Raw genomic sequence first — 13,993 nt, 5'->3', positions numbered from 1 at the left:
CCTGAATATGGATAAGAAACGGGTTTGTGGTCGGGCGCCGGACAGGGCCTGGCACCCATTCGACTGGCGGCAAGTGGCTGTTAGCACTCGTCGGCAGCGAGTGCTAATGATAAGGGCATTCGATGACGTTTCAAGGGCAGGGGCTTGCCGCCATTCGGCAAACAGCTGCCGGCGGGCCAAACAAAACAAGGCCTTATGGCTCGCATCACCCGCACCCTCTTCATGAAAGCCGCGAGGCAAGTCACCATCCGCGGATGCATCAAGCCCTCCCCATCCAGCCCGACCGCCTCTGGCAGCGCCTCGAAACCCTCGCCTCGTTCACCCGCCCCGACCTTCCCTGGACGCGCCGCGCCTTCTCCCCCGAATTCGACCGCGCCCGCGACTGGCTGCGTGGCGAGTTCGCGCAAGCCGGGCTCACTGTTCACACCGACGCCGCCGGCAACCTGACCGGGCGCCGCCAGGGCACCGAGCCCGGGCTGGCCCCGCTGGTCACCGGCTCGCATTGCGACACCGTGGTGGGCGGCGGCCGTTTCGACGGCATCCTGGGCGTGCTGGCAGGGCTGGAGGTGGCGCAGTCGCTCCACGAAGGCGGCGTCTTGCTGCGGCATCCGCTGGAAGTGATCGACTTTCTGTCGGAAGAGCCCAGCGACTACGGCATTTCCTGCGTGGGCAGCCGGGCCTTCGCCGGCACGCTGGACGCGGCCATGCTGGCCTCCTGCAACGAGGCCGGCGAAAGCCTTGCTCAAGCCATGCGGCGCATCGGCGCACGGCCCGACGACCTGGGCAGCGCGGCCCGCGGCCCTGGCGGCATCGCCGCCTTCGTGGAACTGCACATCGAGCAGGGGCCGGTGCTGGAGCGCGAGGGCCTGCCGATCGGCGTGGTCACCGACATCGTGGGCATCCGCCGCGTCGCGTTCACGGTGACCGGCCAGCCCGACCACGCCGGCACCACCCCCATGGACATCCGCCGCGACGCCCTGGTGGGCGCGGCCCGGCTCATCGACACGGTGCACCGCGAGGCCAGCGCCATGGACGGCCAGCCGCACTACGTGGTGGCGACCATCGGGCGCCTCTCGATGAGCCCCAATGTGCCCAACGCCGTGCCCGGCCGGGTCGACATGGTGCTGGAGGTGCGCAGCAATGCGCAGTCGGTGCTCGACGGGTTTCCCGAGCGCGTGATGGCCCTTTGCCATGACGACTTTCAGCGGCTGCGCGTGACCTGCAGCGCCGCGCCGCTGACGCGCACGCCGCCCACGCGGTGCGACGACGTCGTCATGCAGGCCGTGGCCCGGGCTGCCGACGGCCTGGCGCTGGCGCACCGCGCACTGCCCAGCGGCGCCGGCCACGACGCGATGCATGTCGCGTCCACCGGACCGATGGGCATGATCTTCATCCCCTGCCTGGACGGGCGCAGCCACTGCCAGGAAGAGTGGGCCAGCAAGGCGCAGGTGGCCGCCGGCACCCAGGTGCTGGCGCACACGCTCAGGCTGCTGGACGCGCGCTAGCCGCCGCCTCGAAGGCCTGCCCCGCCGCGACGACGGCGTCGATCACCTGACGCAGGCCCTTGCTCACCGGCTTGTCGTTGCGGGTGACCAGCGCCAGCGTGCGGTGCAGCGGCGGCTGCAGCGCGCACAGGTCGAGCTCCGGGTGGTGCCCCTGGCCCGTGACCGCCATCCGGGGCAGCACCGCCACGCCCAGGCCGGCCGCCACCATGGCCTTGATGGCCTCGACGCTGTCGAACTCCATCACCGGCGGCGACGTGCATCCGCCGCGCCGCAGCCAGTCGTCCACCAGGCTGCGCGCGCTGGCTTCCGACACAAACTTGACCAGCGGCAGCGCGCCCAGCATGGGCGCCGTAACCTCGGCGGGCCAGTCGGTGCTGCCGCGCCGGCAGATGGCCACGAAGTCGTCGCGCAGGATCGGCGTGACCGCCAGCGCGCGCGAACTCACTGGCAGCGTGACCACCGCGGCGTCGACCGTGTTGTCTTCCACGCGCCGCACGTAGCCCTCTGTGTTGCCGGTGCTCACGATGATGTTGAGCAGCGGATAGCGCGCGCGCAGGTCGCGCAGCGCCGGCGGCAGCAGATACAGGCAGCTGGTGCCGCCGGTGCCCAGCCGCACCCGGCCGGCCACGCCCGCCGAATGGAAGGTGGCGGCATTGATGGCGTTGGACAGCGCCGCGGTCACGTGCGGCAGCTCGGCCATCAGGTCCGCGCCCGCCGGCGTGGGGCCGACGCGGCGGCCGACCCGTTCGATCAACCGGACACCGAGGCGTCTTTCGAGTTGCTTCACCTGCACGCTGACGGCCGGCTGCGTCAGCCCCAGCCGTTGCGCGGCGGCTGAAAAACTACCCAATTCGAGCACCAGTGAAAAAGTGCGCAATTGCTCGAAATTGATCGGCGAAGCCAAATTGTTTTTTATGGGTTGCATAACGAGGCTTGGCTATTTCTATGCATTTGAGAATACGAGAATGGCGCGGGGCTGGGAAAATAGAAAAAGCAATTGAATGAATTGAAAAACAATTGTCAATTAAGTTTGTCAATTGAGCAGCGAAGCCCCCTGATTTTTTCCAGGTCGAATCAATTAAAAAACAGGGAGCATTGCATGCCTGACCTTATTTCCATCGAGGATCTTTCCCGGGGCGACATCGAACATATTTTTTCGATCGTCGACCGCATAAGGCGCTCACCCGACGACTTTCGCCGGGCGCTGGCCGGCAAGGTGGTGGGCATGCTTTTCTTCGAGCCCAGCACGCGCACCCGCTGGAGCTTCGAGGCGGCGGCGCATCGCCTGGGCGCGCAGGTGCTGAGCGTTCCCGACGCGCGCAACACCCGGCTGGACACGGGCGAGAGCCTGCTGGACACCACGCGCATGGCCGGCTTCTATTGCGACGCCGTGGTGGCGCGCCATCCGCACGACCGCGTCATGCAGCAGATCAAGCCCACGATTCGCGTGCCGCTGATCAACGCCGGCGAGGGCCGCATGCAGCATCCCACGCAGACCTTGATCGACCTGTACACGCTGCGCGAGCATTTCGGCGCAATCGACGGCCTGCAGATCGGCATTGCGGGCGGCATTCGGTATTCGCGCGCCGCCAAATCGCTGATTGCGGGTCTGCGCAAGTTCGACAATGTGCGGCTTCACGTGGTCGACGCGCCGATCGAGGCCGAAGAAGGCAGCGCATTTCCGCCGGCGCTGGGCGAATTGAACGGCGTGGCGCCGCGCGAATACCCGTCGATGGAACAAATGATCGGCCATGCCGACATGGTGTACGTGGTGCGCGTGCAGCAGGAGAATTTCACCGATCCGGCGGCGTATGCGCGCCAATTGCAGAAATGCCGGTTGCATCGCGGGCTTCTGTCGCGCGGCTCGGCCAACCTCATCGTCATGCATTGCCTGCCGCGTACCGACGAGCTCGATGCCGACGTCGACGAGACGCCCCAGAACAAGTACTTTCAGCAGGCCCGCCACGGCGTGGCCGTGCGCTGCGCCACGCTGCTGCGCGCCCTGGGCCACCCGGCGGCCAACCGCCTGGCGGGTGTGGGCAGGCCATGCTGAGCACGCTGCTGCTGCCCGGGCTGGGCCTGTTCATCGGCGCGGTGGCGGTCACCATCGGCGGCGGTGCCACGGCGGGCGTTCCGCTGCTGCTGCTCATGGGGCATTCGGGCGCGCAGAGCATCGCCACCATCAAGTTCGCGCTGCTCGGCTCCTTCGTGACCGGGGCGCTGGCGCACCGCGCAGCTGGGGCCGATGCAGCCGGCGCCGATGCGGCCGAGCCCGTCAGGCTGCCCTGGGTGACCTGGCCGCTGGCGGTGGTGGGCTCGGTGTCGGGGTCGTTGCTGGTGGTCGGCGTGGCCGACCGGGTGCTCAAGGTGGCGGTCGCGCTGTTGATGATCGTGATTCTCTGGGCCACGCACCGCACCGACTTCTCGCAGCGCGCGCGCAACGCGCAGGCCCGCCTGCCGCCCGCGCCGGTGGGCGTGGCGGTGATCTTCGGGCTGTGCATGTACTCGGGGTTCTTCGGTGCCGGCTTCGGCACCTTCCTGATCCTTGCGCTGATGCGCTGCTACGGCCTCACGTTCCGCGAGAGCGCTCTCGCCATGACCCGCATCAACCTGCTGGCGGTCGGCTCGTCGGTGCTGACCTTCGTCTCCAGCGGCAGCATCGACTTTCGGCTGGGCGTTCCGCTGTTCGTCGGTTGCGCGGCGGGCGGCCTGCTGGGCGCGTGGGTGGCGCGCGTGGCAGACCCGAAGCGCATGAAGACCGCGTTCCTGGTCTTCACGCTGCTGCTCGGCATCAAGCTGCTGTGGGAGGCGTCGCGCTTGTCCTAGCGAGACACGCGATGCGCTGACAGCGTCAAAGCTGGTCGGTCGGCACGAACCAAGAGAACAGCAGCAGCTGCAGCCGCGTGAGCATGCTGGAGTCGGGCTCGCTGTCGAGCACCTCGTTGGTGACGTCGCCGGTGCCCACCCACTGCACGTTCTGCCCGTCGGGCTTGAGCGTGACGCGGTACACGCCCTCTATGTCGTCCAGCTGGTAGGCGAACAGCAGCGCCTGCGTCAGGTCGAAGCTGCGCACGCGCACGCCGAACTCGGTGTTCAGCAGGGCGGAGCGCGGGTCGAGGTTCATGGAGCCGAGCAGCACCCACTGGCGGTCCACCAGCGCCAGCTTGGCGTGCAGCCGGCCGCGCGCCTTCTTGAGCAGGTCGCGGAACTGGCCGCTGCGCCGCAGCTGCTGGGTGCTCACCTCGTACAGGTTCACGCCCAGCTTGAGCATGTCCACGCGGTAGCGGTTGTAGTTGATGTTCACAGCGGCTCGTCGCTGTCGGCCAGCGAATTGGTGATGACGGTGATGTTCACGCCGTGCTCGCGCCCCAGGCGGATGCGCTCCATGCCCTCGTCGCCCGGAATGAAGTAAGGCGAGATCACCACCACGTTCGACTGCGCGGTGGCCAGCATCTCGTGAAAGCGCTGCGCCAGCGACTGGGTGGGCTGCGTCATGACGCCCAGCGCCTTGTTGGGGCTGTCGGCGGTGGCGTTGGCCTCGGCACGCATCCACTTCAGCTCGGCCACGTTGGCCAGCTGCGCGCCCAGCGGCAGGTCGCCCAGCAGGTCGGTAATGGGAAGTGGATCGGGCGGCGGGGCGTGGGCGGGGGAGGTGGCTTCTTCGAAGTCGGCCTTCAGTTTCTCCGGCGTGCGGCTGGTGCTGGCCACGCGCCGCAGCGGGTAGACCACGTCGCTGTTCCAGTAGGTGTCGAAGATTGCGGCCGACTCGGGCACCACCGGGCCGGCCATGAGCAGCTCGAAGTCGATGAAGTTCGCGCTCTCGCTGCGCAGGAAGTACTCGTCGGCCAGGTTGCGGCCGCCCGCGATGACCATGGCGCCGTCGGCCACGAACAGCTTGTTGTGCATGCGGTGGTTGAGCCGGCGGAAGTCGGTGAAGAACTCCAGCCATCGGCCCGACGCATGGTCGCGCGCATTCACGAACGGGTTGAACAGGCGCACCTCGGCGTTGGGCTCGGCGGCCAGGCCGAGCAGCAGGGGGTCCATGCCGGCGGTGTAGAAGTCGTCGAGCAGCAGCCGCACGCGCACGCCGCGGCGCGCGGCATTGCGCATTTCGCGCAGCAGCAGGCGGCCGGTCTTGTCGTTGCCGAGCTGGTAGGTCTGGATGTCGAGCGACGACTTGGCGCGCCGCATCAGCTCCAGGCGCGCGTCGAGCGCGTAGGAGGCCTCGATCAGCGGCCGCATGCTGGACAGCCCGTCGGGCGGCGTGTTCAGGCTGAGCGCGGCGCGGCCGAGTTCGGTGGCCGGGGAGGCCGCAATGGCCAGCGTGGGCGGCTCCGGCATGCGCGGCGGCAGGCCGGCGCAGGCGGTCAGCGCCAACACCGCCGCGACTGCTGCCGTGGATGCCGCCGTGGATGCCGCCGCACGGGCCATCAGGCGCAGCGCCGGGCCACGCAGCGCGGGAAACAAAAGGGCAATGAGCTTGAACATGAAGGCGGCCAACGCACGGGGCGTGCGGGCGGCATCGTAGCCGCTTCGCCTCGAAAAACAGACGTAATTTCACAACGCAACGCCCTTCCCGACGCTTGGAAATTGGGCAAACCCGTCACTTCATCTGCCTACAATGAGAATAGTTCTTAATAGTATTTGAGGTTGTTTACGCATGAAGAAGTTTGTGGCGCGGCGCAAGGCCGCATCGGTGCTGGTCGGGTGCCTGGCAATCTACGCACAGCATCAGGTGCTGGCCCAGACGGCCAACGCCGGTTCGCTGCCTGAAGTTCGGGTGGACGCCAACGCCGAGGTCGAAACGGCCACCTCGCAGGTCATCGGCTACCGCGCGAAAAATGCGGTGACGGCCACCAAGACCGACACGCCGCTGTCGGAAACGCCGCAATCGGTGACGGTGGTCACCCGCGACCAGATGGTCGACCAGGGTGCCACCAACCTGCAGGACGCGCTCACGTACGCCGCCGGCGTGCGCTCCGACGCCTACGGGCTGGACTCGCGCTCCGACGGCTTCTCGGTGCGCGGCAGCGACCCGTCCGTGTACCTCGACGGCCTGCAGACGTATTCCGCCGGCTACTACACCGCCACCGCGCGGCCCGACCCCTACACGCTGGAGCGCCTGGAGGTGCTGCGCGGGCCGGCCGGCATGCTGTTCGGCGCGGGCACCGCGGGTGGCGTGGTCAACATGGTCAGCAAGCGGCCGCAGCAGCAGGCCTACCGCGAGGTGGGCGTGCAGCTGGGCTCCTTCGGCCGCAAGCAGGTGCAGGCCGACCTCACCGGCCCGCTGACCGCGGACGGCGAATGGTCGTACCGGCTGGTGGCGCTGCAGCGCAAGGCCGACACGCAGGTCGACTACGTGCCCGACGACCGCTCGCTCCTGATGCCGTCGCTCACCTGGCGCCCCAATGCCGCCACCTCGCTGACGCTGCAGGCGCTTTGGCAGAAGGACAAGACCGGCAGCACCGCGCAGTTCCTGCCGTGGCAGGGCACGATCCTGCCGAACGTCAACGGCCCGCTGCCGTCCAGCCGCTTCATCGGCGAGCCGGGCGACGGCTACGACACCGAGCGCAAGACCTTCGGCTGGCAGTTCGAACACCGCTTCAACGACGACTGGACGTTCCGCCAGAACCTGCGCATGTCGCGCACGTACAACGACTCGCACTACCACTACGCGGACTTCTTCTCGCTGCGCGGCGGCTGGGGCCTGGACCCGGCCGGCCAGCGCCTGCTGGGCCGCATCAACTCCAAGTCGCTGACCTGGACCGGCATGACTGGCGTGGACAACCACGTCGAAGGCCACTTCGACACCGGCCGCGTGCGTCACACGCTGCTGGTGGGCGCGGAGTATTCGCGCCAGCGGCAAGACCAGATTCAAGGCTCCGCGTACAGCACCATCGACGCCTACGCCCCGGTGTACGGCATCGGCTACGTGCCGGTGACCGACCTGGCGCGGCAGCCCCGCACCACCCAGCGCAATGCCGGTGTCTATGTGCAGGACCAGATGAAGCTGGACAACTGGATCTTTGTGGCCGGCCTGCGCTACGACCGCAGCACCTCCGGCGCGGCGGGCAGCGACTCGCAGACCACCAGCGCCACCTCGCGCCGGCTGGGCGTGATGTACACGCTGCCCTCGGGCTGGTCGCCGTACCTGAGCTACACCGAGTCGTTCACGCCGCAGGCGGGCACCAACGTAGAGGGCAACCTGTTCAAGCCCTTGCGCGGCGAGCAGGTGGAGGCCGGCGTCAAGTACCAGCCCGCGGGCTCGGCCACCAGCTTCACCGCCTCGGTGTTCTCGCTGAAGGAAAAGAACCGCATCGTCTCCGACAGCACCAACCCGAACTACGGCCGCCAGGTCGACGCCACGAAGAACAAGGGCGTGGAGCTGGAGCTCAAGACCACGCTGGCGCGCGACCTCGACCTGATTGCCAACTACACCCACATCAACGTCGACGCCAAGCTCACCGAGCAGCCGCGCGACCAGGTGTCGGTGTGGGGCAAGTACCGCTTTGCCATTGCCGGCGTGACGGGCTTTTCGGCCGGTGTCGGCGTGCGCTCCATGAGCGGCTTCACGGACGTGGACGGCACCAGCGCCGGCCCGCGCGTGCCCGCCGTGACCCTGCTCGACCTGATGCTGGCCTACGAGTCGGCCAAGTGGCGCTATGCGCTGAACATCAACAACGCCACCGACAAGACCTACTTCAGCACCTGCCTGTCGCGTGGCGACTGCTGGTACGGTGCGCGCCGCAGCGTGGTGGCCAGCGCCACCTACCGTTTCTAAAATACGGCATACAGCCGAAGCCCCCACGACGAAATGAACAGCCGAAAAATAAAGACCTGGGCCTGGGTGCACAAGTGGAGCAGCCTCGTGTGCACGGTGTTCATGCTGCTGCTGTGCCTGACGGGCCTGCCGCTCATCTTTCACCACGAGATCGGCCACCTGCTGGGCACCGAGGTGGAGGCGCCCAAGATGCCGGCCGGCACGCCGCGCATCAGCCTGGACCGCGTGCTCGACATCGCCAAGGCGCAGCACCCCGACCGGGTGGTGCAGTTCGCCTCGCAGCCCGAGGACGACGACGGCCTGTGGTTCGTCACGCTCACGCCCACGCCGGCGCCCACGGACGACTTCAAGTCGATTGCGGTCGATGCGCGCACGGGCACCATCCTTGCGCAGCCCAAGTTCGACGAGGGCTTCATGTACGTGATGTTCAAGCTGCACGTCGACCTGTTCGCGGGCCTGCCGGGCAAGCTGTTCCTGGGCTTCATGGGCCTGCTGCTGCTGGTGGCCATCGTCTCGGGCGTGGTGCTGTACTCGCCCTTCATGCGCAAGCTCGACTTCGGCACGGTGCGCCGCGAGAAGCGTCCGCGCCTGAAGTGGCTCGACCTGCACAACCTGCTGGGCGTGGTCACGCTGGTGTGGCTGTTCGTGGTGGGCTCCACCGGCATGATCAACACCTGGGCCGACCTGCTCATCAAGTACTGGCAGTACGACCAGCTCAGCGCGCTGCTCACGCCCTACAAGAACGAGCCCGTGGTGGCGGTGAGCGAGCGCGCCTCGGTGCAGCGCTCGATGGACGCCGCGCTGCAGCATGCGCCCGGCATGAAGCTGTCGTTCATCGCGTTCCCCGGCACCTCGTTCTCCAGCCCGCACCACACCACCTTCTTCGTGCGCGGCAGCGAGCCCTTCACCTCCAAGCTCTTTCAGCCGGTGCTGGTCGATGCCAAGACGGCGCAGGTGACCGCGTCGCCCAAGCTGCCCTGGTACCTCACGGCGCTGCTGGTGTCGCAGCCGCTGCACTTCGGCGACTACGGCGGCATGCCGATGCAGATCTTGTGGGCGCTGCTCGACATCGCGACCATCATCGTGCTGGGCAGCGGGTTGTACCTGTGGCTGAAGCGGGGGAATGCCGCGCCCGCGGGGGGCAAGGCGAAGGCGGCGGCGCATGAACCGGCACCGCTTCCTGGCGCCGTGCAACCCGAGCCGGCACCGGCCATGAAGGTGCAGGCATGAAGGAACACCAGGGCTTCTGGCGCATGTGGCGCTGGCCGATCGTGCTGGGCCTGTTGACGGTCGTCGGGCTCATCTCCGCGCTGTTCAGCGACGGCGGGGTGGGCGACATGCTGGCGTGGCTCACGCTGGGCATTCCGGTGGCCGTGTGCGCGTGGTTCGGCTGGCGAAAGTCGCCCACCCGCTAGTTTTCCCTTGGCGTCGCGCCACCGCGACACCCGCGGCCGCGCGCCGAAGCAGAATCGGCGCGATGAACCTCGCACCCGTCACTGTTGCCTGCCTTCTGGCGCTGGGCGCGCCGCTCGTTGTGCAGGCGCAGCAGTCGCCAACGGCGCCGCCGGCCGATGCCGACACCAATAGCGAAGCAGGCAATGCGCGCTTGCGCGAGATCACTGTCACCACCCCGCGCGGCGAGGTCACGCCGTTCAACGTGCCCGGCTCGGTCGACCGCGTCGATGGCAGCGAAATGCGCGAAGGCCGTTTGCAGGTCAACCTCTCCGAGAGCCTGGGCGCGGTGCCGGGGCTGCAGGTGCAGAACCGGTTGAACTACGCGCAAGACCTGCAGCTGTCGATTCGCGGCTTTGGCGCGCGCTCCACTTTCGGCGTGCGCGGCGTGCGGTTGTATGTCGACGGCATTCCGGCCACCTTGCCCGACGGGCAGGGGCAGACATCGAACATCGACATCGGCTCGGTGGACCGTGTGGAGGTGCTGCGCGGGCCCTTCTCCGCGCTCTATGGCAATTCGTCGGGTGGCGTGGTGCAGGCCTTCACCGCCTCGGGCGAGGGCGCGCCACGGCTGTCGTATTCGCTTGCGGGCGGCAGCTTCGGCACCTGGCGGCAGCAGCTGCAACTGAGCGGTGCGCAGGGCGCGGTCGACTACCTGCTCGACGCCAGCCGCTTCCACACCGATGGCTGGCGCGAGCACAGCGCCGCGCGGCGCGACATTGCCAACGGCAAGCTCGGCATTGCGCTGGACAACGGCGACAAGCTCACGCTGGTGATGAACAGCGTGCGCATCGACGCGCAAGACCCTCTGGGCCTCACGGCCGACCAGTACGCCCTGGCGCCGCGCAACGCGCCCCTGGCCACGCAGTACAACACCCGCAAGACCGTCGAGCAGACGCAGGTCGGCCTGCTGTACGAGCGGCGCATCAATGCCGAGCAGGGCCTGCGCCTCACGCTGTACAGCGGCGAGCGCAAGACCACGCAGTACCAGTCGATTCCGCCCTCGGCGCAGCAGAACCCCTTGAATGCGGGCGGGGTGATCGACCTGTCGCGGCAGTACGGCGGCGCGGACATTCGCTGGAACGCCGCGCTGACGCTGGCCGACCGCCCCTTCGACGTGGTGGCGGGCGTGAGCTACGACAGCCTGCGCGAGAAGCGCCGCGGTTATGAAAACTACCTGGGCCCGTTGTCGGCGCCGGTGCTCGGCGTGCAGGGCCGCTTGCGGCGCAACGAGCTCAACGAGGTGTGGAACCTCGACCCCTACGCCCAGGCCACCTGGCGCTTCACCGACCGTTGGACGCTGGAGGCCGGCGTGCGCCGCAGCAGCGTGCACTTCAACTCGCAAGACCGCTACATCGTGGGCACGAACCGCGACGACAGCGGCAGCGCGCGCTACAGCAAGACGCTGCCGGTGGCTTCACTGCGCTACCAGGCCACGGCAGACCTGGCGCTGTACGGTTCGGTCGGCCGTGGTTTCGAGACGCCGACGCTCAACGAGCTGTCGTACCGGTCGAGCGGCGCGAGCGGCCTCAACTTTGCGCTGCGGCCATCGGTGAACGACAGCGTGGAGGTCGGCGCGAAGGCCCGGCTGGCGGGTGGATTGCTGACGGCGGCTTTGTTCGAGACGCGCACGCGCGACGAGATCGTGACGGACACCAACGTGGGCGGCCGTGCCACCTTCCAGAACGCGGGGCGCACGAAGCGCAGCGGGTTCGAGCTGGGTTGGCAGCATGAGACGGCGAGCCACTGGCGCACGCAACTGGCCTATACGTGGCTGGACGCGACGTACCGTGATGCCTTCTGTTCGCCGTCGCCTTGTGCCGCGTCGAACACGGTGGCGGCGGGCAATCGCATTCCGGGCATTGCGCGGCAGTCGTTGTTCGCCTCGCTGGGCTGGGTGCCGCCAGAGGGCTGGCGCGCGGGTGTGGAGATGCGTGCGTTGGGCAATCTGCAGGCGAACGATGTCAACACGGCCAGTGCGCCGGGCTACTCGGTTGCTGCTGTGTATGCGGGGTATCTGAAGAAGTGGGAGCGGTGGGAGTTCAACGCATTTGCGCGGGTCGATAACCTGTTCGATCGGCGCTATGTGGGCTCTGTGATCGTCAATGAGGGCAATGGGCGGTACTACGAGCCTGCGCCTGGGCGCAATTGGACTGTGGGGGTTGGTGGTGCTTATCGGTTTTGAATAGTCGCGCTTTGAAGTCATTCAGGGCGACGCTCACGCCGACGGTGTGCTTCTTTTCTCGAATGTCCCCCGGCCTGCGGCCTCCTCCTTTATTTCGCGAAAAGAAGCCCACCATCGGCGTGATCGAGTTCAGAGCCGGGGTTGATCGCGCGATCACTCAGAGCGTGCCCAGGTGCACAGGGCGTCGGGTGCTCCCCGCAGCGAAATAAAGGAGGAGGCCGCAGGCCGGGGGACATTCGCGGAGGGGAGTACCCGGCGGCCTGTGCACCCGCCCTGAACCACAGACGCAAAAACGGCGAGCAATGCCCGCCGTTTTTCGATCCAAATGCAGTCCTCAGAACGCAGCAGGCCGCCACTTCAGCAGCCGCTTTTCAAGCGAACTCAGCAAGAAGTCAGCAGCCAACGCGACCACCGCCAAAACGATCATCGCAGCGAACACGCCGCTGGCATTGAAGGCGCCTTGTGCCGTCGAGATCAGCAGGCCGATGCCCTCCTTGGCGCCCAGAAACTCGCCCACCACCGCACCCACCAGCGCAAAGCCGAAGCTCACATGCAGGCTCGCCAGAATCCACGACATGGCCGACGGAATGACCACCGACATCGTCACCTGCCGCGGTGAAGCGCCCAGAATCTGAGCGTTCGCAATCATGTATTTGTCGGCTTCGCGCACACCCTGAAAAGCATTGCCGAACACCACGAAGAACACCATCACCACCGCCAGCGCCACCTTCGAGGCCATGCCCAGGCCCAGCGCAATCACGAAGATCGAGCCCAGCACCACGCGCGGAATCGAGTTGGCAATCTGGATGTACAGGCTGAACACATCCGACAGCAGCTTGTTGCGGCCCAGCAAGATGCCGCACAGCACACCGGCAATCGAGCCAATGAGGAAGCCGATCACCGTTTCCTCGAGCGTCACCGCCACCTGCATCCACAGCGAGCCCTGCGAGGTGCCGTCGCGGATCCACTCCACGAGCTGGTCGTAGATCATCGAAGGCATGGAGTAGAAGAACGGGTCGATCCACTTCAGGCGCGCCGCAATCTCCCAGCCGCCGAGCGCCACCACCAGCACCACCAGCCGCAGCCCGATGATCATGCGGCGCCGTGCGCGAATGGCGGCCTGCGCGACTTCGGATTCGCGCGCCAGCGCCGCGTCGCTCAGCGACGAGGGCAGCACCGCGGCCGCGGGGGTGGTGGAGGAGGTCGTCATGGTCTTCGTTGTTTTTGCTGCTGTTGCCGGGGTCGTCGTTGCGGTGTTCATTGGATGACCACTTCCTCGCGCAGGTCGTCCCAGATGCGCTTGGACAGCGCGATGAATTTAGGGTCGTAGCGCACCTCGGACATGACGCGCGGGCGCGGCAGGTCGATCTCGTACACGCGCTTGAGCGTGGCGGGGCGCGCCGACAGCACGAACACGCGGTCGGCCAGCGCAATGGCTTCTTCCAGGTCGTGCGTGACAAACACCACGCTGCCGCCGTTGCCCGACCACAGCTGCAGCAGCTCGTCCTGCATCAGCGTGCGGGTCTGCATGTCGAGCGCGGAGAAGGGCTCGTCCATCAACAGGATTTCGGGGTTGTTGATGAAGGTCTGCGCCAGCGCCACGCGCTTGCGCATGCCGCCGGAAAGCTGGTGCGGGTAGTGCTTGCCGAACTTGGACAGGCCCACGCGGTGAATCCATTCCTGCGCCAGCGCCATCGCTTCCTTCTTGGGCTTGCCGCGAAAGACCGGGCCGGCGGCCACGTTGTCTTCCACGCTGCGCCACGGGAACACCGCGTCGGCCTGGAACACGAAGCCGATGCGCGGGTCCACGCCCTTCACGGGCTGGCCCATCACCCGCACGTCGCCCACCGTGGGCTTGAGCAGGCCGGTGATCATGTTCAGCGTGGTCGACTTGCCGCAGCCCGTGGGCCCGACGATGGCCACGAACTCGCCGCGCGCCACCGACATGCTGAAGTTGCGCAGCGCCACCGTGGCGTTGCCGTCCTGCGAGATGAAGCGCAGCGACACGTCGTCGAAGTCGATCGCCGAGGTCGCGGCGTTCTGGCTGGAGGGAGGGGTTCCGTTGCGCAT

11 protein-coding genes and 1 pseudogene are annotated in these 13,993 nt (G+C 67.3%); 7 read left to right on the top strand and 5 right to left on the bottom strand.

The genetic code is table 11. The annotated features are described in order from the left end of the window. The first annotated feature begins 254 nt into the window (after positions 1-254). A complete protein-coding gene (locus VLK31_RS03960; RefSeq protein ID WP_409167057.1) occupies positions 255-1,505 on the top strand; it encodes a Zn-dependent hydrolase in 1,251 nt (416 codons plus the stop codon). On the opposite strand, the gene VLK31_RS03955 is transcribed toward VLK31_RS03960, so the two are convergent. Then, complete coding sequence (locus VLK31_RS03955) at positions 1,483-2,430, bottom strand: LysR family transcriptional regulator (RefSeq protein WP_409167056.1); 948 nt, start codon at positions 2,428-2,430, stop codon at positions 1,483-1,485. The genes VLK31_RS03960 and VLK31_RS03955 overlap by 23 nt on opposite strands. Before the next feature lie 174 nt (positions 2,431-2,604). Here VLK31_RS03955 and pyrB point away from each other — a divergent pair, with 174 nt between their 5' ends. Both pyrB and VLK31_RS03945 read left to right on the top strand, forming a co-directional pair. Further along, a complete protein-coding gene (gene pyrB / locus VLK31_RS03950) occupies positions 2,605-3,558 on the top strand; it encodes an aspartate carbamoyltransferase (RefSeq protein ID WP_409167055.1) in 954 nt (317 codons plus the stop codon). Further along, a complete protein-coding gene (locus VLK31_RS03945; protein ID WP_409167054.1) occupies positions 3,552-4,331 on the top strand; it encodes a sulfite exporter TauE/SafE family protein in 780 nt (259 codons plus the stop codon). The genes pyrB and VLK31_RS03945 overlap by 7 nt, the downstream gene beginning before the upstream one ends. A 25-nt stretch (positions 4,332-4,356) precedes the next feature. Here the strand turns inward: VLK31_RS03945 and VLK31_RS03940 are convergent, their stop codons facing one another. Continuing rightward, complete coding sequence (locus VLK31_RS03940; protein ID WP_409167360.1) at positions 4,357-5,454, bottom strand: phospholipase D-like domain-containing protein; 1,098 nt, start codon at positions 5,452-5,454, stop codon at positions 4,357-4,359. A 161-nt stretch (positions 5,455-5,615) separates the two neighbouring features. Next, positions 5,616-5,696 (bottom strand): annotated as a pseudogene (locus VLK31_RS03935) (hypothetical protein); the annotation flags it as partial. 469 nt (positions 5,697-6,165) lie between these two features. Between VLK31_RS03935 and VLK31_RS03930 the strand changes: the two are divergent. The 4 genes from VLK31_RS03930 to VLK31_RS03915 all read left to right on the top strand — a co-directional run bounded on the left by VLK31_RS03930 (position 6,166) and on the right by VLK31_RS03915 (position 11,923). Then, positions 6,166-8,286, top strand: coding sequence for a TonB-dependent siderophore receptor (locus VLK31_RS03930; protein ID WP_409167053.1), 2,121 nt, complete (start codon positions 6,166-6,168; stop codon positions 8,284-8,286). Positions 8,287-8,319: 33 nt separating this feature from the next. After that, positions 8,320-9,516 (top strand): PepSY-associated TM helix domain-containing protein, encoded by a 1,197-nt coding sequence (locus tag VLK31_RS03925; protein ID WP_409167052.1) that lies wholly within the window; start codon positions 8,320-8,322, stop codon positions 9,514-9,516. After that, positions 9,513-9,701 (top strand): hypothetical protein, encoded by a 189-nt coding sequence (locus VLK31_RS03920; protein WP_409167051.1) that lies wholly within the window; start codon positions 9,513-9,515, stop codon positions 9,699-9,701. The genes VLK31_RS03925 and VLK31_RS03920 overlap by 4 nt, the downstream gene beginning before the upstream one ends. A gap of 62 nt (positions 9,702-9,763) precedes the next feature. Then, complete coding sequence (locus VLK31_RS03915) at positions 9,764-11,923, top strand: TonB-dependent receptor domain-containing protein (RefSeq protein WP_409167050.1); 2,160 nt, start codon at positions 9,764-9,766, stop codon at positions 11,921-11,923. A gap of 334 nt (positions 11,924-12,257) precedes the next feature. Here the strand turns inward: VLK31_RS03915 and VLK31_RS03910 are convergent, their stop codons facing one another. Both VLK31_RS03910 and VLK31_RS03905 read right to left on the bottom strand, forming a co-directional pair. Next, positions 12,258-13,133 (bottom strand): ABC transporter permease, encoded by an 876-nt coding sequence (locus VLK31_RS03910; RefSeq protein WP_409167049.1) that lies wholly within the window; start codon positions 13,131-13,133, stop codon positions 12,258-12,260. 47 nt (positions 13,134-13,180) lie between these two features. After that, a complete protein-coding gene (locus VLK31_RS03905; protein WP_409167048.1) occupies positions 13,181-13,993 on the bottom strand; it encodes an ABC transporter ATP-binding protein in 813 nt (270 codons plus the stop codon).

It is taken from the genome of Variovorax sp. H27-G14, assembly GCF_046156345.1.
Classification (GTDB): Bacteria; Pseudomonadota; Gammaproteobacteria; order Burkholderiales; family Burkholderiaceae_C; genus Variovorax.
Note: the sequence above shows the minus strand (reverse complement) of the source record. Positions and strands in the feature narration are given on the sequence as shown.

What these genes read in the sequence shown, in the direction of transcription:
- VLK31_RS03960 (WP_409167057.1), top strand. Translation starts at nt 255, where the DNA reads ATGCATCAAGCCCTCCCCATCCAGCCCGACCGCCTCTGGCAGCGCCTC.
- VLK31_RS03955 (WP_409167056.1), bottom strand. Translation starts at nt 2,430, where the DNA reads ATGCAACCCATAAAAAACAATTTGGCTTCGCCGATCAATTTCGAGCAA.
- pyrB (WP_409167055.1), top strand. Translation starts at nt 2,605, where the DNA reads ATGCCTGACCTTATTTCCATCGAGGATCTTTCCCGGGGCGACATCGAA.
- VLK31_RS03945 (WP_409167054.1), top strand. Translation starts at nt 3,552, where the DNA reads ATGCTGAGCACGCTGCTGCTGCCCGGGCTGGGCCTGTTCATCGGCGCG.
- VLK31_RS03940 (WP_409167360.1), bottom strand. Translation starts at nt 5,454, where the DNA reads ATGGCTGGAGTTCTTCACCGACTTCCGCCGGCTCAACCACCGCATGCA.
- VLK31_RS03930 (WP_409167053.1), top strand. Translation starts at nt 6,166, where the DNA reads ATGAAGAAGTTTGTGGCGCGGCGCAAGGCCGCATCGGTGCTGGTCGGG.
- VLK31_RS03925 (WP_409167052.1), top strand. Translation starts at nt 8,320, where the DNA reads ATGAACAGCCGAAAAATAAAGACCTGGGCCTGGGTGCACAAGTGGAGC.
- VLK31_RS03920 (WP_409167051.1), top strand. Translation starts at nt 9,513, where the DNA reads ATGAAGGAACACCAGGGCTTCTGGCGCATGTGGCGCTGGCCGATCGTG.
- VLK31_RS03915 (WP_409167050.1), top strand. Translation starts at nt 9,764, where the DNA reads ATGAACCTCGCACCCGTCACTGTTGCCTGCCTTCTGGCGCTGGGCGCG.
- VLK31_RS03910 (WP_409167049.1), bottom strand. Translation starts at nt 13,133, where the DNA reads ATGACGACCTCCTCCACCACCCCCGCGGCCGCGGTGCTGCCCTCGTCG.
- VLK31_RS03905 (WP_409167048.1), bottom strand. Translation starts at nt 13,993, where the DNA reads ATGCGCAACGGAACCCCTCCCTCCAGCCAGAACGCCGCGACCTCGGCG.